General features: G+C 62.5%; 16 protein-coding genes and 1 pseudogene. 12 read left to right on the top strand and 5 right to left on the bottom strand.

The window, feature by feature from the left end:
* The first annotated feature begins 5 nt into the window (after positions 1-5).
* From OO12_RS25140 to OO12_RS25130, 3 genes are all read left to right on the top strand, one after another.
* Positions 6-644, top strand: coding sequence for an NUDIX hydrolase (locus OO12_RS25140; RefSeq protein ID WP_034161445.1), 639 nt, complete (start codon positions 6-8; stop codon positions 642-644).
* A gap of 414 nt (positions 645-1058) precedes the next feature.
* Positions 1059-1379: a DUF736 domain-containing protein gene (locus tag OO12_RS25135; RefSeq protein ID WP_034161444.1), complete on the top strand. Its 321-nt coding sequence runs from the start codon at positions 1059-1061 to the stop codon at positions 1377-1379.
* Positions 1380-1461: 82 nt separating this feature from the next.
* Positions 1462-2361: a nucleotidyltransferase and HEPN domain-containing protein gene (locus tag OO12_RS25130; protein ID WP_034161443.1), complete on the top strand. Its 900-nt coding sequence runs from the start codon at positions 1462-1464 to the stop codon at positions 2359-2361.
* Here the strand turns inward: OO12_RS25130 and OO12_RS25125 are convergent.
* Positions 2267-4213 (bottom strand): caspase family protein, encoded by a 1947-nt coding sequence (locus OO12_RS25125; RefSeq protein ID WP_034161442.1) that lies wholly within the window; start codon positions 4211-4213, stop codon positions 2267-2269. The genes OO12_RS25130 and OO12_RS25125 overlap by 95 nt on opposite strands.
* 246 nt (positions 4214-4459) lie before the next feature.
* Between OO12_RS25125 and OO12_RS25120 the strand changes: the two genes are divergently transcribed.
* From OO12_RS25120 to OO12_RS25080, 8 genes are all read left to right on the top strand, one after another.
* Positions 4460-6088, top strand: coding sequence for a CHASE2 domain-containing protein (locus tag OO12_RS25120; RefSeq protein ID WP_082006781.1), 1629 nt, complete (start codon positions 4460-4462; stop codon positions 6086-6088).
* Positions 6075-7007, top strand: a complete 933-nt coding sequence (locus OO12_RS25115; protein ID WP_160296907.1) for a hypothetical protein — start codon at positions 6075-6077, stop codon at positions 7005-7007. The genes OO12_RS25120 and OO12_RS25115 overlap by 14 nt, the downstream gene beginning before the upstream one ends.
* 117 nt (positions 7008-7124) lie before the next feature.
* Positions 7125-7355 (top strand): helix-turn-helix domain-containing protein, encoded by a 231-nt coding sequence (locus OO12_RS25110; protein ID WP_034161439.1) that lies wholly within the window; start codon positions 7125-7127, stop codon positions 7353-7355.
* Positions 7352-7930, top strand: coding sequence for a S26 family signal peptidase (locus tag OO12_RS25105; RefSeq protein ID WP_034161438.1), 579 nt, complete (start codon positions 7352-7354; stop codon positions 7928-7930). The genes OO12_RS25110 and OO12_RS25105 overlap by 4 nt, the downstream gene beginning before the upstream one ends.
* A complete protein-coding gene (locus tag OO12_RS25100) occupies positions 7918-8529 on the top strand; it encodes a lytic transglycosylase domain-containing protein (RefSeq protein WP_034161437.1) in 612 nt (203 codons plus the stop codon). The genes OO12_RS25105 and OO12_RS25100 overlap by 13 nt, the downstream gene beginning before the upstream one ends.
* A gap of 221 nt (positions 8530-8750) precedes the next feature.
* A complete protein-coding gene (locus tag OO12_RS25095) occupies positions 8751-9107 on the top strand; it encodes a hypothetical protein (RefSeq protein ID WP_200887562.1) in 357 nt (118 codons plus the stop codon).
* A 261-nt stretch (positions 9108-9368) separates the two neighbouring features.
* On the top strand, positions 9369-11348 hold the full coding sequence (gene rlxS, locus OO12_RS25090; RefSeq protein WP_034161436.1) for a relaxase/mobilization nuclease RlxS: 1980 nt from the start codon (positions 9369-9371) through the stop codon (positions 11346-11348).
* Positions 11349-11617: 269 nt separating this feature from the next.
* Positions 11618-14098: a DUF4238 domain-containing protein gene (locus OO12_RS25080; RefSeq protein WP_327196048.1), complete on the top strand. Its 2481-nt coding sequence runs from the start codon at positions 11618-11620 to the stop codon at positions 14096-14098.
* A 97-nt stretch (positions 14099-14195) separates the two neighbouring features.
* On the opposite strand, the gene OO12_RS25075 is transcribed toward OO12_RS25080, so the two are convergent.
* Positions 14196-15650, bottom strand: a complete 1455-nt coding sequence (locus OO12_RS25075) for a HEPN domain-containing protein (protein WP_034161433.1) — start codon at positions 15648-15650, stop codon at positions 14196-14198.
* A gap of 319 nt (positions 15651-15969) precedes the next feature.
* Here OO12_RS25075 and OO12_RS25070 point away from each other — a divergent pair.
* A pseudogene (locus tag OO12_RS25070) lies at positions 15970-17535 on the top strand (DNA translocase FtsK); the annotation flags it as partial.
* 270 nt (positions 17536-17805) lie between these two features.
* On the opposite strand, the gene OO12_RS25065 reads toward OO12_RS25070, so the two are convergent.
* From OO12_RS25065 to OO12_RS25055, 3 genes are all read right to left on the bottom strand, one after another.
* Complete coding sequence (locus OO12_RS25065; RefSeq protein ID WP_034161432.1) at positions 17806-18546, bottom strand: hypothetical protein; 741 nt, start codon at positions 18544-18546, stop codon at positions 17806-17808.
* Between the two features lie 18 nt (positions 18547-18564).
* A complete protein-coding gene (locus OO12_RS25060) occupies positions 18565-18954 on the bottom strand; it encodes a hypothetical protein (protein WP_152616657.1) in 390 nt (129 codons plus the stop codon).
* 314 nt (positions 18955-19268) lie between these two features.
* A complete protein-coding gene (locus OO12_RS25055) occupies positions 19269-19703 on the bottom strand; it encodes a hypothetical protein (protein ID WP_034161430.1) in 435 nt (144 codons plus the stop codon).
* Positions 19704-19947 lie beyond the last annotated feature (244 nt).

Genomic DNA, 19947 nt, shown 5'->3' with positions numbered 1-19947 from the left:
GCTGCGTGGAGCGGCTCGACATCTACGATGCGAACATGCGCGTGTGCGGAACGATGGATCGCGACGAAGCCCATCGCCGGGGCGAGTGGCATCGCACAGTTCACCTCTGGCTGGTGGATCCGCGGGAGGGGGGGCGGCTGCTCTTCCAACTGCGCGGTCCCGATGTTCGCGCAAATCCGGGTAAGCTCGATGCAACCGCCGCCGGGCACATACTTGCGGGGGAAGATGATCTTGCCGCACTCCGCGAGGTGCCCGAGGAGCTTGGCATCGAGATTCCGGCGCCGTTGCACCATCTGGGCTATCGCTGCGAAACGGCGGACATGCCGACAGGGGACCGCAATCGCGAGTTCCAGTCGGTCTTCATGGCCTTGGCGACGCCCGGCCTACGCTTCGCACCCGATCCCGGCGAAGTGCACGGCGTGCTGGCGATCGACATCCAGGCGATTTTCGACTTGTTCGACGGATCGAGACGGGAGGTGACCGGCGCCGGTATCGAATATGATCGCCTAGCCGACCGCTGGCACGACGCGGAGCGGCGGGTCGGCTTGCATGACCTGGTGCCGCGTTTCGAACGCTATTACCTTAACATCGCGATTATGGCGGAGCGGCTGCTTGAAGGGCGCATGCCGCTTGCGATCGGCTGACGGTGCCCTGGATATCGATCCGCTGCCGCGCCGGCCAAGCTCCGGGATTGGCCCGGCGATCGCTGCGACACAGCCGGAGTCGATGACAGGATGCTGGGCTCGCTCTTGACGGAGGCGCTGCCGTACGTTCCCGCTACCGATCGGCGGCGGGGATCTCCTGCCTTCCCCTCGGAATTGCCGGCTCCTTGGGCCTGTGACCTGGGACGGTCGCGATCCGGCCAAACCATCGCCTGCCGACTTATTTCCCCGGCCGCTGGGGGGCCTTCCTCGCGGTCGCTTCGCTCTCAAATAAGCCTTTGGCTCCGATCCTCCGCTGCCGCTTCGGCCCTTCGGGTTCGCCGTTTCGCTGTGCCCGTCCCTCCGGCCTGCCCATCGCCCGGCATTCCGCCGAGGCGAGCAAGAAGGAGAAGTACCATGGCCGCTATCGGTTATGTCACCCGCGACGGCAACGCCTTCAAGGGCGAGCTCAAGACCCTCTCGATCCGGGCCGAGATCCTGATCGTGCCCAACAACCGCAAGTCCGGCGACAGCCAACCCGACTATCGCGTCACCTCGGGCGGTGTCGAGGTCGGCGCCGGCTGGCTGCGTCGCAGCGAAACCTCGGGCAACGACTATGTGTCGCTGAGCTTCGCCGCCCCTGAGTTCGGCCCGCGCCGGCTCTACGCCAATCTCGGCCGCGCCGCCGGCCAGGACGATGACGACACCTTCGCCATCATCTGGAACCCGGCCGACTGAGCCCTGCCCGACCCCGCGCCGCCGCGGCGCGGGGTCGATGCCATTGCTTCGCACGCGAGAAGACCGCTAGGATTCACCTCCGATGAAAACCGACCTCAGCCATCTCCCCGATCGCAAACGCCGCGACCTCGACCGTGTTGTCGAGATCCTGTTCGCCGAGTTCGAGGACGCCGTCAGCCTGTCCACGCAGAAGTGGAAGAAGCAGGGGCGGATCCTCAAGGTCATCCTCTACGGTTCTTATGCGCGCGGCGATTGGGTCGCTGACCCGGTCGGCGGTTATTTCTCCGACTACGACCTACTCGTGGTGGTCAATGACGAGCGGCTGACTGACACGCTCGACTATTGGGCGAAGGCCGGCGACCATTTGCTGCGCGACTATTCGATCGCCAAACGACTCTCGGCGCCAGTCAATTTCATCGTGCACAGCCTCAAGGACGTGAACGACAAGCTGGCGCGGGGATGGCCGTTCTTCGTCGACATCGTGCGCGACGGGATCGCGTTGTACCAGCTTGATGACCATCCGTTCGACGTACCGAAGCCCCTCGATCCCGTGGCCGCCCGCGAGGAGGCGCAGACTCATTTCGATAAGTGGTTCCGGAGCGCCAGCGCGTTCCTGAAGAACGCGGGGTATGCGATCAACGATGGTGAGAACAACTTGGCAGCGTTCCTATTGCATCAGGCGGCGGAGCACTTTTATCACACGACCTTGCTGGTCCTGACGCTCTACAGCCCCAAGTCACACAAGCTCAATTTCCTGCGCGAGCAGGCCGAGGATGTCGCGCGCGATCTCATCCCGGTCTGGCCGCGCGACACCAAATTCGCTCGGCGCTGCTTCGAATTGCTCCAGCAGGCCTATGTCAACGCGCGTTATTCGCCACATTACAAGATCACCGCCGAGGAACTCGACTGGATCGTTTCGCGGATCGAGCTCCTCCAGGCGGAGGTGAAGTCGGTCGCCGAGCGCCGGATCGCGGCGGGCTAGGGTTGGTTGCCGCATCGGCTGCCGCAGCGGCGCGCGCCTTACGCAGGAATTCCTGGCCACGCGCCAGATCCTTGGTGAAGCCGTCGGTGCCGCTGATCAGGACGCTTCCGACATAGCTCTCGGCATTGGGGATGCCGAGTTCGGCCGCCGCGGCCGCGAATGAGCGGAATTCCTCGCGCGCGGCGGGATCGCTTGAGGCGCGATTGCCGCGCAGCGCATAGGCCAGCAGCCAAGCCGCATTGCCGCGTATCGACAGGCCATCGTCCGTCGCGTCGACGGGTGATGCGTAGATCTGACGAAGCAGCGCCACGGCCTTGGCCGGGTCGCGCGGTCGCACGCGGCTGTTCAAGAAGTCGTCGGCGAGTTCGAAACGGAAATGCAGGATCTGCCCGGCATCGACGAACAGCGGCTGTGCGGCGAACGCGCGCTCCAGATAATTGCGGTAAAGTTCCGGATGCGTCGGGAAGCCGGTCAAGTTTCTCGTGGCAATGTCCGCCAGAAGGTAGCCGGCATCGGCGATGCCGTGATCGAGCGCACCTTCCAGATAACGCCTGCCCGTCGCGAAATTGTCTTTGAACGCATCAGGCATCGTCGCAAAATAGGTGCCGTTCTTCATGCTCGGGGCAAGGTTCTTGCCGGCGAGGAACATCGCATAGGGATCGCCGGCATCTGCCGCCATGAAGAGATATTCGAGCGACGTACGCTTAGCCTGGGCAAGATCACCCGAGAACGCGTCGTCGGTCAGTCCGATCACGGACATGCCGTCCTTGAAATAAATGAAGGTCTGCAACGCAGCATGCGCATTGCCCTGCTCCGCGGCGAGCTTGACGGCTTCCTCCAGGCCATCCGAATAATCACCGATCCCGCGGGAACCCTGCATTTCGGGGTGCCGCGCCAGATAGGCACTAGCCCGGTCATGGATGCCGACACATGCGGCTTTCAGTGAGGCCTCGTCGCGCGTGAGAAGCATCATCTTCGCCATCAAGAACTGAACCTCGTGGAGGCCTTTCTTGTCCTCCTCCTCCGGCGGGATGAAGCATAATTTGATGAAATCCATCATGTCGACCGCCCGCGCGAGACGCTCGGGATCGTAGTTAGCCGCGGAACGGACTCGCGGCGCTGACCCGGGCCGCCCGAATATCATTCCGGTAGGCACATCCCCCAATTGCAGCGTTGAATTGCCGAAGCGGTAGCGTGGATTCTGGCTCTTGCTGGACAGAGCGCTCACCATGGCATTGGCTTCGTCGAACACCGTTGCCAGTGCCTGTTGATCGGTCGCGGCGTCGATGGCCCCCAGGAGCGCGTCGGTATAAGCGCTTCGCGCGATCTTGGGATCGACCGGGACCGACACAGGCGCGCCGCGCTCAGCAGCCAGGCCGAGCAATGTGCGATCCCCAAGACTGTCCTGCGCGCCGCTGATCGCTTCGCCCGAGGGGGGACTGTCACGGCACGCGTCGAGCAGGATCATCGTCAGGAGAGGGTCGGCCGCCTTCAGCGCGGTATCAATCTCCTCGACCCCGAGACGGCTCGAATTCTCGCCGAAAAAACCGGGGATCGGGCGGGGCGAATCGATCGGCGCGACCAGTGTCTTGCCCTGAAAGGTGAAGCCGTGACCGGAGATATAGACGAGCACGATCGCGTGTCGTCCGCGCGCGGCTGCCATCAAGGCAGCTAGCGCCTGATCGAGCCCGGCGCGCGTCAAATTCAGCTGCGCCCCGCCGCCGACGAGCTCAAACCCGCGCGTTTGCAGCAGCGCCGCCATCGCCTGTGCGTCGCGCGTCGAGACCGGGAGCGTGTCCCATTGTTGACCAACATAGCTAAGTCGCTGCGGATAGGCCGTTTCGCCCACCACCAGAGCCAGGCGTGGTGCGGACGCAGCGCACACAAGGAAGGTCGCGTGATCGCGAATCCCGTTGGGGGGGCATGTCGCGGGCGTATTGGCGGGCGCTCGATCAAGCGGCCGCGCGTGCACCGTAGAACCGCCGAAATTCCCCGCCAGCAGCGCCAGGGCCAGGGCTAGGCCGAGATGTCTTCCACGAGATTTTGACGTCCAGCCTGCCCCCATGAAGCGAAGATAACGCCCATTTTAGACCAATCAATGGGTTCGGGACGTGCGAGGCGAGTAGCGTTCATTACGAACCCGATTTATGCAGGCATTATGCCTGCCGCCCCCTCGGGATCACCTGCGGTCCATCGCACTTCGATCGCGAGAAAGCTCGCCGTCTCGGTGCTGATGGGTATCGTGGTGGCGACGCTATTGTTCCTGCTATCACTTGCCCTCCACGCGCCGATCACACCGGCAAGCGTTCGGTTGGCGCTGCAAGACCATGCGCAGGAACTTGCCGACTCCCTTTATGGCGGACGTCCTGCGCGGGGCGCGCCGATACGTGTTATCGATATGGCGCCAACGCAGCGAGGCGAGCCCGCGATTTCCCGGGCCGCCGTGGCGCATCTCGTCTCGAAGCTGGATGGAGCGCGCGCTGCCGTCATCGTTCTCGATTTCGACTTGACGAACACCTCTCCGGCGGACGCCGACCTCGCCACTTCGCTCGACAGTCTAAAGCATGCTCAGGTCGTACTGGCGATCCGCCCAACGCCGCGCCCAAGTGGCCAATGCTCGGCGCGGACGACCCCGGGGACGAGGGCTGCGGGAGGCGCGAACCAGATCTATTGGCCGAGTGGCGCTCTTTCCTTGGCCCGGCGCAATGTCTGGTTTGGGTCCATCGAAAGCGAAGCGGATATCGATGGCGTCGCGCGCGCGATCTGCCCGTTCACCACCGCCTGGTCAATCGCGCCGGGCGCCAGACAATCGGAGCAGGTGGCAATTCCGTCGATTGCCTTGCTGGCCGCGATTCTGGCCAAGAATGGCGCCGATGTGCCCGAACGATGGCATCGGGCGATCGGTAGCGCGAACCCCAGGCCAGGCCTTTCGCTTCTCGCCGAAAAATCGCTCGAGGCCGACGACTTCGATGCGCGACGCATCCATTTTATCGCGTCGGACGCGGTCGAGGCTGTGGGCCGCAACGCGCGGGTCGTGGCGGCTCAGGGGGTTAATCGCTTTCCCTACGAACTGGTCACCGATGATGGTGCCGACCTGTCGGACCTCGCCGGGGCGATAGTGGTCGTGGGAGCTGCGGGGCGTGAAACTCCCGACCGCAATTTTACGCCCCTGGGCATGATGTCGGGCCTCATGGTTATGACAAACGCTATTGCCGCCGCCGAACGTGACGATTTCCTGCGTGAGCCACCGTCGCATCTGCTCGATTTCGCGGTTGAACTGGTTTTCGTGATCGGCGGTTGCTGTCTGTTCATTCTGCTCTACGACCTGCCGCTGCGATGGGCACTGCATCGTCGACAGTCGTCGGATATCGTCGCAACCGGTTCGCCTCCAAGTCCGCTATGGTGGCTTGCGCGGCTCGGAGCGGTCGTTTGGTTCTGCGTGGCGACGACTCTGCTGACGGCGATGCTCGTCGGTGCTCAGATGCTCGTCGCGGCCCAAGGAGTCGCGGCGGGAATTGCCGTGGATCCCGCAGCGGGACTGCTGTCGATCCTGGCCGAGCGGATCATCCATGTCGGGGCATCGCTCGATGCGATCCTGCACGGATTTGTCGATCGGATCGCTGACCGTCTGGCCCCGGCACACGCCGTGGTCGACGGGGAGGTCACGGCTCCCGCTTCCGACTCTTCCTTGTTACCACCAGACGGGCCAGATGATGAGTTTTCCTAAGCGATTGCTTGCCCTGTTGGCCCTAGCGCTTCTTTTGCCAGCGGCAGCGCCGGAGCCCGCTGAGGCAGCGTTTGAAACGGTTGGCTATCTCGTCAATTTTTCGCTGCGGGGTGGTGACGTCAAGGTTCAGCGCGGTCGAAACGCGGTCGACGCCGATAGGGGAATGCCGCTGCGCGCTGGCGATCAAATCCTGATCAGCGGGCGCGCGCAGGTATTGCTCTCGTCCAACCGGCCGCAGGAGAACGGAACGTTCACCGCCGAGGATTCTCCGATCACTATCACCGGCCCCCCACCGCCGCCCCGGGGAGTTCTGGAGACCCTGGCGTCGCTGTTCAACTATGCAAAAATTAGGCTGGGAATCGTCGAGCGACCGCCGGCAATCCTGAATTTAACCCCAACCAAAGGCGTTTCGGATTGCGCGGGGGATGCGGAGTATCATGGTGATTTTCGCGCGGCAGCTGCGATGGCGAATGCTGATCAGGTGATATCTGCCCGCGGGCCGCTATTTGTTGCATGGCGGGGAGGCACTCCTCCTTATCGGATCACCTACGGGCGCGCCGGCACCGCGCCAATCGAAATAGCGCAACGTTACTGCACGACGTTCGCGGATGTGGCCCTGCCAGCCCTGACCCCGGAGCCAATCGACCTTGTTGTGCATGACGCAGAGGGGAAGATTGTTCTGTGGCACATTCGCAGCGGCACAGAACCGGGCGTGCCAGGAGGGCTCGCGCCAGACTCGCCGTCCGACCTGCGCCAGTTAGCGACGGCGCTGCAGCAGTTGAATGGGTCAGGCCAGGATCGCGCGGTCGATGCGTTGACACGCCTGCACGCGATTTCAACGGACAATTTTCTGGCGTGGCGGCTGGTGCACGCCGCGATCGATGGTGAAGAAATAGCAGTCGAGAGACCGCAGAATTGAGCGGGGGGTCGAATAAGCCTATGGGCTTTTTCGACCCTCCCCGACGGGTGCCCGCTGCGACAGATGAGGTGCCGCGTGAAGCGGCATGGGGCCGCTTCCGGTGCGGAGCGACCTCCCATGGACAATCCCGACGATATCGATCGCGCGCAGCGTGCAAAACGCGGCTCGCCGTTCCTCAATACCGATCAGGCGGCAGCCTATCTCAAGATCTCCAGCCGCCTGTTGAAGCGCCTGCGCGTGCGCGGGGAAGGCCCCGTCTTCCGTCGCCACAGCCGCTTCGTCCAATATCATATCGACGATCTCGACCTGTGGAGCCGCGAGCATAGCGCGCGGGAGATCAGGCGATGAGTACGCGCCGGAGCTCGACGGGCGACGCGCCGCTGTTCGCCTGGGGCGAACAAATGCGCCGCCTGCGCCGGCGCCGCCGCGCCCTTCGGCTGGTCGCTGGCCTGGCCATCGGTAGCCTTGCGTTGGGGCTGACTATTGTCTGGACGCCGGCCCCGCGGCTGGTTTGGAATGTCAGCGCCAGTGCGCCGATCGGCTTGTATCGGGTGTATCCCGGTGCCTCAGTCAAGGCAGGCGACATGGTGGTCGCGCGCCTGCCAGGACGCTTCCGCGCTCTTGCCGCCGAACGTCATTATCTCCCGGCCAACGTGCCACTGGTGAAGCGTGTGGCGGCCGTCGCGGGCGGGCAGATCTGCGCCGATGGCCGCGCGATTCTGATCGATGGCCGGCCGGTTGCGACGCGGCGGATCGCCGATCCGCACGGTCGGAAGCTACCCTGGTGGGACGGGTGCGTATATCTGCGCGGTCGCGAACTGTTCTTGCTGATGGACGCGCCGGACTCGTTCGACGGTCGCTATGTCGGTATCACCGAGAGTGACGACGTGATTGGCCGCGCGGTGCTGCTGTGGCGGCGCTAATCCGTCTCGCGGCCGCTCTCGCGCTGGTCGGGGCGACGCCAGCGCGCGCCGAAGAGGGCGGGCGCTGGCGGTTCGATATCGATGAAGCCTCGACCCGCTTCGGTATTCCCGTTGTCTGGATCGAGCGCGTCATGCGCGCGGAAAGTGGCGGGCGCACTGAACTTACCGGGCGCTCGATCCGGAGTTCCAAGGGGGCGATTGGCTTGATGCAATTGATGCCCGCGACTTGGATGTCGATGCGTGCAGCATTGGGGCTCGGCGATAATCCGGACGACCCGCGCGACAACATCCTGGCCGGCACTTATTATCTTCGGCTGATGTACGATCGGTTCGGTTATCCGGGCTGTTTCGCTGCCTATAATGCGGGACCGGGGCGTTATGCGGCGTGGCTCGCTGGCACCGCACCGCTGCCGCGCGAGACGGTCGCCTATCTCGGCGCGGTCGTTGCTCGACCGGCCATTCCTACCCGGATCGGCGCTCCATTGCCTCTGCCACCCTCTTTATTCGCGGTGCAGCGTGAGCCGGCGGGAGCGACAGTGGCCGACCCGCCACAGGCGTCGGCGACCATATTGTTCGCCATCCGCAAGGCGTCGCCATGATCGAGAGCGGGGAGGGGGCTCGTCTCGATAATCCGAGCATGGCGGGCGGCGGCGCGACTATCAAGGCCCGCGGGTACCCCCCAATTTGCTGCGCAAATCGGTTCCCCCCACGTCCGCTTCGCGGCGCCTCCGCTGTCGCTCCGGCGGCCCTGACAGCCACGCCGCCGCCCGTCCTTCGACTGTTGTCCTCAATCGGGAGGATGACAGCGAAGGAGCGTATCATGGCCTATCTTCAACCCATCTCGGTCGCATCGGAGCGCGTAATGACGGCGCTGGTCGCGGGGCTTGAACTCGAGTTCGGCCGCGGTGTCGGAGAGGCATTGGCACACAGGTTTCTGGAAGCGGAAGAGGTCGATTTTCACTGGGAAGCGCGACTTGAGGAGCGCTGGATTGGCAGTTACGCGGGCGGTTTCGACGACGAAATCGAGCTCGATCGGGTGCGGGTCGTTGGGCGGCTGGATGGGCGCTGGTTCGTCGCGATGATGATCGTCGATGGCGACGGCAACGCGCACGGGATGATGGGAAAGCGCAGGTTCGGGCGGCGCGGCGAAGCATTCAGGGCATTCGCGGATGCCTGAATACCAACCTTGGTCAGGCCGGGATGCGGTGCCGGACTGGCATCGTGTCCCGGCATTCTTTTTGAGCCGGGGAGGGGGAGGCGAAGGGGAGAAGGGAATGCAAGAGAAAGGCAATGCCTCGCAGGCATTGCTATGTGATTGTCTGCACATCGTTTTTCCGAGAGACATGGTTCGCTCCCAGCGAGGCGCGCCCGGGCAGAATGGCGGAAATCCGCCATTTATAGCCCGGCGTTACGAGACTCCCGATCTTGGTCGTGTGTCATGAACGACGATGATGATTTTACACCCCGGCTTGGCAAGCAACGCAGCCTTGGCGGCGGCAAACGCGCGCGCCGCTATCTCGCAACGGTGGTCGCCGCAGCCGCTCGTTCGGCGGAGAAGGGAGCGATCCGTAATCGCCGGTTCGATGGCAGTCGCGTCGGTCGCGGCGCGAGCGTCGGCCGGCTGCTCTCCAACCGCGATCGTCTGGCTGCCTTTCGCGCGCGGCGCACGGTGGTCAAGACCAGACTGATCCGGCTCGGCGCGAAAGGGCTCCCGGCGGCGCGTGCGCATTTGCGCTATATCCAGCGCGACGGCGTCACCCGCGAGGGCGCGCCAGGCGAGTTGTATTCCGCCGAGCATGACACGACGGACGGCAAGGCATTCCTTCAGCGCTGCGACGGTGACCGTCACCAGTTCCGTTTCATCGTCTCGGCGGAGGATGGTTCCGAATATCCCGACCTCAAGCCTTACATCCGCCGGTTGATGACGCAGATGGAAGCCGATCTGGGGACGAAGCTCGACTGGGTTGCGGTCGACCATTTCAACACCGCGCACCCCCACAGCCATATCATGCTGCGCGGCGTCGATGATCGTGGTCAGAATTTGATCATCGCGCGGGAATATATTTCGCACGGAATCCGCGAGCGCGCGGCAGAGTTGGTGACGCTAGATCTCGGGCCGCGAACTGACCAGGAAATCGAGGCGCGCCTGCGTCACGATATTGGCGAGGAGCGGCTGACCGTGATTGATCGCCGACTGGTCCGTTCGATGGACGAGGACCGCATCGTCAATTCGGTCGATCACGATCCATTCCAGCAGTCGCTGCGCGCCGGGCGCCTGCAGAAGTTGGCGAACATGGGTCTCGCCGAGAATGTCGGCGGCGGGAATTGGCAACTTGCAGACGATCTTGAGGAGACGCTTCGTCGGATCGGCGAGCGCGGTGACATCATCCGCACGATGCAGCGCGAGTTGACCGCGCGTAAGCTCGAACGCCCGTGGATCGGACGGAGCCTGTTCGGCGCTGGCGAGTCCGATCCGGAACCAGTCGTCGGGCGGGTCATCATGCGTGGGCTCGCCGACGAACATAATGACCGCCACTTTCTGCTGATCGACGGCGTCGACGGGCACGCCCATTATGTCGACATCGGCAGGGGCGACACGATCGACCCGATCCCTGAAGAGGCCATCATCCGCGTGACAGCGCGTATGCTTGCCATCCGCGACGCTGATCGGGTGGTGGCTGAGGTCGCCGCCGCCAACTCTGGATGCTATTCAGTCGATCTGCATCTGCGGCACGATCCATCTGCGACCCAAGCGTTCGCCGAGGCGCACGTTCGACGGCTTGAAGCGATGCGGCGCGCAGGCGCCGGTATTGAGCGCGCGCCTGACGGGGGCTGGACGATCGCGGATGATCACTCGGACCGCACTGCTGCCTACGAGGCGCGGCGGCATCGCGACCAGCCCGTCGAGGTTGAGACGCTATCGGCGGTGTCCCTCGACCAGCTGCGCGGCGCCAATGCCGCCACTTGGCTCGACCGCGAGCTGGTGTCGAATGATCCTGCGCCGATCCGCGACGCCGGCTTCGGGCGCGAGGTGCGCGGCGCGTTGGCTGCGCGCCGGCAATGGCTGGTCGAGCAGCAGCTTGCCGAGGGCGGGGAGGCAGGCTTCAGCTTGCAGTCGGCTGCGATCGCGCTGTTGCAGCGGCGCGAGTTACTGCGCGTTGCCGGGCAGCTTTCGGGCGAGCTTGGCAAGAGCTTCCGTGAGACCCATAGCGGCGACCCGATCGACGGCCGGCTGGTGCGGCGGATCGATCTCGTCAGCGGCCGCTTCGCGCTAGTCGAGAAGAGCCGTGAGTTCACGCTCGTGCCATGGCGGTCGGTCCTGGAGAGGCAGTTGGGAAATCAGGTCGCCGGAATCGCGTGCGCCGATGGCATCAATTGGCGGTTTGGGCGAGGTCGGGCTGGACCAGAGATTTCATGACTGCGAATGGTGGAAAGCGGAATGGCCGCTTCGGAGCGATTGTCCTAGGTAATCGGACACTCGTTCTTACACCTTAGACCGCGTCCCCGAATCAAACTATTCATCCTCAAGCGGCCTTGATGTCAGACGACATCAGCGGTCGCCCACGCGGTTGAAAAGCGGCGGTGCCAGCGAAAACGGCCGCGTCGGTTGGACCGAAGGGCGCAAGGCCGCCCTCAAGGACACGTGGCTGCGCGGCGCGATGGTAAGCAAAATAGCGACTAAGGTCGGTGCCGTCATGCGTTGCACTTGCGTCCGGCGCCGCCCACAACTGCTCGGTGCCACTGACAAGAGACAATCACTTCGTTCCGCGCTGGTATCAGAAGGGGTTCTTCGAACCCGGTCGCTCCACGCTCGCTTACTTGGACTTGGATCCGCCGAGCAGGACGCTTGACGACGGCCGCGTCATCACCGAACGGCCCCTTTTCGCTGCCCCGACGAAACGCTGTTTCTTCCAGACCGACCTCTATTCGACATTCTTCGGAAGGTCCGTAGATGACGAGATCGAGCGTCTCTTGTTCGGGACGATCGACACGAGCGGGGCGCATGCCGTCCGCGCGTTTCTCGGAGACGATATCGCCCAGTGGCACGAACATTTCCGCACGCTCTTCGAATATATCGACATCCAGAAGATCCGTACCCCGAAGGGTTTGGATTGGCTAAAGGCCCAATACCCGGCGCTCGATCAGAACGAATTGATGATGGAGATGCAGGGTGTGCGGATGCTGCACTTCACGATCTGGACCGAAGGCGTCCGTGAGATCGTGTCGGCGCAAGACGCGGACACCAAGTTCATCGTCACCGATCACCCGGTGACGATCTACAACCATGCCGTCCCGCCGACCGCGGCGATGTGCGCCTATCCGAACGATCCCAGCATCACGCTCAAGGCGTCGCAGACGATCTTCCCGCTCAATCGCGATTTCTGCCTGATCCTTACCAATCTCGAATATGCGCAGGATCCGGCCGCCCCGCCGCTCGAGAAGCGCACCTTTGCCCGCCACTATCGCCAATCGATGGTCCGCACCGATAAATTCATTCGAACGCGCAAGCTGGACGGCAACGAGGTGCGGGGGATCAACCTGATCCTCAAAGCACGTGCGCGACGTCACATCGCCGCCGGCAAGGAGGAGTGGCTGTGCCCGGAAAAGACGGTCGCCACGCCATGGGCGGGACTGCGCGAGACCCTGCTACCCCCGCGCGGCGAACTTTTTGGCTTCGGTGGCGAGATGTTCGCCAGGTTCGAGGACGGGGACGTTCACTATCAGGATGCGTTCGGGAGGACCGAAAAGGAGCGCGAATACCTCAAGAAGGAATCCCCGGGTCGCGAGCTTCGTGCCGGCGACCCTTGCGGCTGCGGCTCCGGCGCGCCGTATCGCGTCTGCTGCAAGACGCGTCCTTTGGCGTTGCGGCCAAGCTGGTCGGACCGAAGCATCCGCGAGCGCAACCTGCTGCTCCACCGTGCGATCGTCACCATCCTGGGCCTGGACCAGGGCAAGGACTGGGTGGCTGTCCGCCGCGACCTGACGGACGATCAGATCAAGGAGGTTTATTTCCTCTACGAGTCGCTCTGGCCGCTCGAGACGGATCTGCTGGCGCTCTTGCCAAAGCCGGACGGACGGCCGCGCGCCATCTATACCGGGTCGCTTCACCCCCAGTCGATCATCGAGTTCGGGCTTGGCGCGACGCTATATTTCGGCGAGCTCATCGTCCAGCATCCCTTCGTCCATGCAGGGACGGTCACCAAGAAATACAGCCCGGTCGAGCATCCGCGGACCTATCATATGGAGTTCCTGAAGGACGTCCTTTTCTTCCTGACCGTCACCCCCCTCATCGACGCCGGGCTGATCAATCTGATCCCGGATCCCTGCAATTTCGACGTCCATCTGCGGGATCAGATGCTGCACATGGCCGAGGCGCGGTCGGCGGGGATGTCGTTTGATCCAGCCGGCGATCCTCGGCTGAAGCAGCTCCTCGATCTCGATCGCGAACGGGATATGTTGCTCCTACCCCGCGATGCCCAGTTGCGCCGCGCCCGCAAGCTTTTCCCCGATGTCGACGAGGCTGATCTTGAAACGGTGATGGGGGAGATCGACCAGCACAAGGTCGACGATCCGCTGGCAGCACTCCAGGACAACCTGTTGGAAGGCGGCGAGGGTGGCGGGCAAAGTCGGTTTATGAAGCTGTCGCCGAACTTCGAGATGGCGATGTACTTGGCCCAGGCAACGGGCGCCGCCATCGTCACGGACAGCGTGTTCCGCTGGCAGGAAATCCTGCGCGCCTCGCAGCGCCGCGCCGGCGCGGCGCCTGCGCGCCTGCGCGGCGTGGCACATCACATCGCCAATGCGACCTACCTGTTTCCGTTCGAGTCGGACGCCATCATCGATCTCGCGCGCAATCGGACGCCTGCGGCATATCCCGCCATCTTTGGCGGCATCTTCCGCTATCTATCGTCCGCAGCCGGGCGCGCACCCAAGCCAAACTGGGAAGCCCATGTCGAGGCGCGCATCGCGAGAGATCACCTGACCATCCAAACGCGATTCTCCAGAGCCGGGATCGTTGGCACCGCAGGGCGCATCTCGAGCGTGTTTCCGCCAAGCGGCATCCAGGACAATACGATCAATCGCCTCCTGCTGATGTCGAGTTCGGAACATCATCTGCCCAGTGTGCCAATGGCTTTTTACATCGAGCGGGTTCCGGATGCGGACTGAGCGTCAAATGGGCTTCATTCTTGCCACAGCGCTCGGTGATCGCCCCTCCCGGTGCGCAAACCCGAGCGACGGATCGTCGCTTGCGACGCGCTCGCGCCTATCGAGGGTCGTTGGGGGAGGGGGCCCTTTCCTGCTGCTGTATCAGAAGTCCTGCAGCGCGAAGATCGCGCGCCATCCCTGACAACGGCCAGTTGTGGTTGGTGGTAAAATCGACCAGCTCCTTGTCCACTCCGATTACTATCAGCAAATGCAAATGATAGAGCGCCGCCAGCGCATCGGATTTGCGGTTCAGATCGAGCATGATATCGCTGTAGCGCTCATCCCTTTGACGCTGGCCGCCAAAATGGGAAATGTCGTTTCGCCGTGCCCGGCACTCCTCGCAGAAGGCCTTCAACGCGGCGAGGTCGAACGGCAGCGGCAGAGCGGAGAAGATCGAATATAGTCGGTCTCCCAGACTGGGTTCCGCGGCTTTCTCGAGATGCTTGCTAAGCCATTTGCGGTCCTTGCCCTCGGGGATCAGGCTTATGATCCGGGCGATTTTGTCGGCGAATGCTTGCGTTGCCTGTGCCTTGCCGCGCCCGGATCTGTCGAATGCCTCCAAGCCCCAGATGAGGTTTACGAAACGATGTTCGACGAGCATCGTCATTCCCCGGCGCGTGGCAAGATAGAGATAGAGGCCGGGTCCATATTGCTCGCGCTTTTCGACGAGGGTCGCGAACAGGTCTCCGAAGGAATCCGCAATCCCGGGGAAACTGATCAGGCATTCATGCGCGGCCGGAGCTTTTGCTCCGGATCGGTATCTCATGAAATAGAGCTTGGCGTGCTGCTTGTGACCCCGCGGCACGACCGTCGGCCAATCGAGATTATGGTCTGACGAGGTGAGCAGGATGAGAAGCTCTTCGACGCGTTGATAAAAATCCTGGCAGCCTTCCACCGAGGCCCTCTCATTCAAGATGATCTTGGTCCGCGCGCACTCGACGAGTTTAAGCTCATGCTGCCTGCTCCTGCCGGGAAACGGTCCGGACAGGTCATATTCAATGGAGATTCGGCCGAACGGAACAGCATAATGGCGATCTTTCTCCGCCCGGTATTTTGCGATGAGTTTGTTTCTGTGCCTGTTGACCTCGATTGAGCCCAACCGAAGCCAATCTTCAAATCCGGCAAGATCGACCGTCAGGGCACTGAAACTTAGCGGGGTCCTGCCGTCACCCTTGAACGCACCCTCGCTTACCAGGCACTGCCTTGCCAGATATCTTTCCTGAGAAACATTGTGGGTGCGCACCGTGCCGCCACGCCGCAATAGATTGAGCAGAAGAACATGCTTCCCGTTGGTGAGAAGGCCCTGGACGTTCTTCGCAACGGACTGGCCCGAATCCGCCAGCGCCTCGAAAGGATGCCGGTCGCCTGGCATCATCTCGTCCAGATCGAGGCGGATAGCGCCGCTATCTTCTATCGTGAGCTTGCCGCCGGCATTGGCGTCCGGGGCGAAATGCGTCTTGGGGACAACTTCGTCGTTCCACCAGAAAATCCCCCGCTCCTCCAGGATTGCCATTGCCACCTCACCAATCGTCTCAGGTACCTCGGAGGCGAAGTCCTACCACATTGAACGCTGCGGACTCACTCAGCCAACGTGAACGGATATATAAACCTGAGTACGATAGTGCAGCGCTTGGATGTCCTCTTATGGGTCGAGGCCTTCTAGCAAGGAGGAAAAACTTGCCGGAACGCTTCGCGGATGATTACTTCGGACAATCAAGTCCCAGACCCGTCCAGACAATGGTGCAGAGGGTTTCTTGGTGGGTGGACGCTCGATGAGCGCTAAGAGTTTGCCGCCTGCTTTTCCTGTTGAAGACGGTGAGGCTTTGCTCGGTACCTACCAACTACCTTCGCTCGATCTCCTCAAGCCAGCGATGCTTGAACCGGTCGACAAGGCGGCGCTGGAGCGCAATGCCCGGCTGCTCGAATCGGTGCTCGACGATTTCCACGTGAAGGGATCGATCATCAACGTCCGCCCCGGCCCGGTGGTGACGATGTACGAGCTCGAGCCGGCCTCGGGCATCAAGGCCAGCCGCGTCGTGTCGCTGGCCGATGACATTGCGCGCAACATGTCGGCGGTGTCGGCACGCGTCGCGACGATCCCTGGGCGCACCGTGATCGGCATCGAGCTGCCCAATGCGCGGCGCGAGATGGTCAATCTGCACGAGCTGATCGGCTCGCAGAGCTTCGAGGACCAGAGCGCTGCGCTATCCTTGGTGCTAGGCAAGAACATCGCCGGCGATCCTGTCATCGCCGATCTAGCGCCGATGCCGCATCTGCTCATCGCCGGCACCACCGGCTCGGGCAAGTCGGTCGGGCTCAACTGCATGATCCTGTCGCTGCTCTATCGGCTGCGGCCCGACCAGTGCCGGATGATCATGATCGACCCGAAGATGCTCGAACTGAGCATGTACGAGAACATCCCGCATTTGCTGGCCCCGGTGGTGACCGACCCGGCCAAGGCGGTGCGCGCGCTGAAATGGGCGGTCGAGCAGATGGAGGACCGCTACCGGCAGATGTCGTCGGTCGGCGCGCGCAGCCTGGCGAGCTTCAACGAGAAGGTCCGCGCCGCGCGCGCCAAGGGGCAGCCGATGGGCCGCAAGGTGCAGACCGGTTGTCACCCCGACACCGGCCAGCCGGTCTATGAGGAGGAGCAGCTCGACTATCAGCCGCTGCCGCAGATCGTCATCGTCGTCGACGAGCTGGCCGAAATTATCGACGGACTTGCCGACGAAGCTTTTGACCTGAGCGAAATCTTGCGACGCATAGCCGAGCAAGGGCGTGCAGTTGGCTTTCATCTGATACTCACGTCAAATCGTTGGGCTGTCGAAGATCTTGACGGGTTCGCGGGGGCTCGATCCGCAGCACACCTCGCGTATCATTTGGTTTCGCTCGGCGAGTCCGAACAGTTTCTGGGGCTTGCGGGCGCAGAAGCCATCGACCCTCCTGATTCGCTTTTTAAGTCCGGCAATGGGGCCGTTGTGCGTGTGCACGGCCCGTTCGTCAGCGACGAGGAGGTGCGCGCGGTGGCTGATCACTGGCGCGCCCAGGGGCAGCCCGACTACTTCCAGCCGATCACCGAGGAGCCCGACGACGGCCTCATGCTCGACAGCGCACCGAGGGCTGAGGATTCGACCGAGGATCAGCAGTATCGCGCAGCGATCCAGCTCGTCGTCGAGAGCCAGAAGGCCTCGACCTCGTGGCTGCAGCGCCAGATGTGCGTCGGCTACAATTCGGCCGCGCGATTGATTGAGCGAATGGAGAAGGACGGCATCGTCAGCGAGCCTGACGCTGTTGGGCGCCGGGACGTATTACGCGACCGCGATGGAAATCTGGTGCGATATCAGCATGTCCCCCGACAGTCGCGGAGACGGGGCTGTCTTGCGTGGATGTTCGGCTAAACAACCGCCCCCAGCTGCCATTCGGCTCACGGCCCTCCTCCAGCCACCGAGCGCCACCTGAATGAGTGTCCGGTTTCGGTTCGGCAGAGGAACGCGTGAATGACCGGTCCTGGGTCTAGCCCGCCCCCAAAAGCAACGGCAGCTACGCTCGGCATTGTTCCTGATAACTGCCGGTCGGTAATCGCCCAATTGTGACTATTCGGCAGCGCAGGGCCGGTCGCCGTAAGCCGCCGATCCTGCACTTGCGAACCGTGCTGCATCTTTATGTTTTCATCCGGCTCGACGCGCGACAAAGTTCACGAAAGCCACACCAAGACGCGGAAGCCCGGACGATCCGAGGTCATCGAGCGCTTGTGACACGGTGGACAGCCAAGGGGGATCGAACGGCGTATTTGGCGGTGCGTTGACGAATCTAAGTTCGAGGCCGGTTACGCTGAATCCGGGTCCGAGCACGTCCTCGCAATTTGCCAACTCAATGCGTCGTATGGGTCTGGCGTTGGCCGGGTCCACAACGACGATGGTAGGGTAGCGGGCACCGGCAGAAGGCGTCTCTCGCCGACGCATAACTGTTACATCGACATTTATAATGGGCCGCTTCGCCTTGAGGTGTGGCCAGATCCCGCCGGTAGGCTTGCGGCGCCTCCAGTCCCTGACGGCCGGCAAGACGTTGGTATCTTGGGCAGCGAGTTCAGGAAGCGAAACATTGGCGGAACCCCCAAGCAAGGCAAAGACGAGCCGCCCGTCCGGTAGCTCGACCGCGGGCGCGTTGCCCGTGACCCTATGGTGGATACCGTTGTCGCCCCAGAATGGCACTGATCGTTCGATAGTGGCCTGAATCACCGAAGATCCGCGTCGGATTCCATCCGGCGTCCGGACCTTGATCGTCAGCTCATATCGGATGCGCCGGTTCCGAAGGAGAAAATTGCCCACGACAAAATAGGTGATCAGCAGAAGCCCGGCGGGCACAAATGCAATTTGACGCATTCTCAAGCGGAGTGTCGAAAACGCCATGCTTGCCTCTCGAGAACGCTAAATAGAGGCTGGCGACGGGGGGACAAAAAGGTTCAGGAGGCTACAGCCGGTTCCCATGATGAAGGCGAACAAGATTATGGCCTGTTGCGCTCCCTTCCACCCACTTGGAAGCGGCGCGCTGATTAGCCAGGCCGCGCCGGCAATCAGGAATGGGTAGAGGAGCGCTCCCGCAAACGGTGACATGTTGCGGGCAACGAGCAACGACAGGGGCAGGGCGATCACAAACGCGAACAGCAGCATGGGTAGCCCGACCACGAGTCCGATCCCAAGGACGCCGTCCCATGTTGACAACGACGCACCGCGTCCGCTTTGTAGACCGCCAATGATCGTCATGACCACGATTGCGAGCAGCCAGGCGACGGACATCTTTGTGAGCCAGATCATCATGACGGTCTCCAGCACGCCGCTTACCTGCAATACGTTTCGCAACCGCTAATCGGTTGTGCGCCCGAAACCGGCTGTGACCAGTTTAGGGAACGGCACAGCAGCCTCGAATGACCGAATGTGGGTCCTTGCTGAAGCGGCTGAAGATCTTCGGCACAGGCTGATTACCGGGAGGTAGCACGAGGACCAGCAACTTCGGCCGCCACGGCCGTCTTTATCCTCGAGTGCATTGGGCGACGCTTGATCCACGGTCTTCCGTATCCTGTCCGCGAAACGACTTCGAGGTGTGGCCGCCCTCGGCTGAAGCATACCGGCGCTCACACCTTCATGTCGAACCAGACGCCATAGAGCATCAAAGCCGATCCGAAACACCACATCATCGTGCCGAACATTTTCAGCTGGCGCTCATAGCCGATAAGGAAACTGATCGGAAAGCGGTGCAGGTTTGCGGCATTGTAGCGCTTGTGGAACGCGATCTGCGCGTTAACCATTCCATGAAAGACAAAGTTCATGATGTTGAGCATTGCGGCGACGACGGCCGTGAACAGCAGCTGGAACAGAGCCGTCGTGAAGGCGTGCGACGGCTGCACTTTTAGCCCACGCAACGCGAGGGCAATCATCACAACCAGGACTGTTCCGCCGATGATCGCGCCTACCGAACATTTGATGACGAGCCCGGTGCCAAATCGCGGAGCGACGATCAGCAAAGCGACACACACAGCAACAGAAATCAGCCACGCGATGGCCTGCATACGGGAAATCCTTGGGTTAGGTCCGCGACTTAGCTTCGGTCGAAAGCTATTTGTCGAGCCCAGATTAACGAACGTCCGGAGTAGGGAGGCATTAGGTGGCCGCTGAATGGCGGCTTGTGGGTCTTAGCGCCGAATCGCCGTATCGAATACAGGTGCTGAGTCTTCGGAAATTGGTTTTTTGCTATGACAAGTGAGCGACGCGAACACCCTGTCGAACCGGTTCAGTTGCCGACCGATTTGGCAG

It is taken from the genome of Sphingomonas sp. ERG5 (assembly GCF_000803065.1).
GTDB lineage: Bacteria > Pseudomonadota > Alphaproteobacteria > Sphingomonadales > Sphingomonadaceae > Sphingomonas.
The sequence above is the reverse complement of the archived record's forward strand: the minus strand, read 5'-3'. Positions and strand labels throughout refer to the sequence as shown.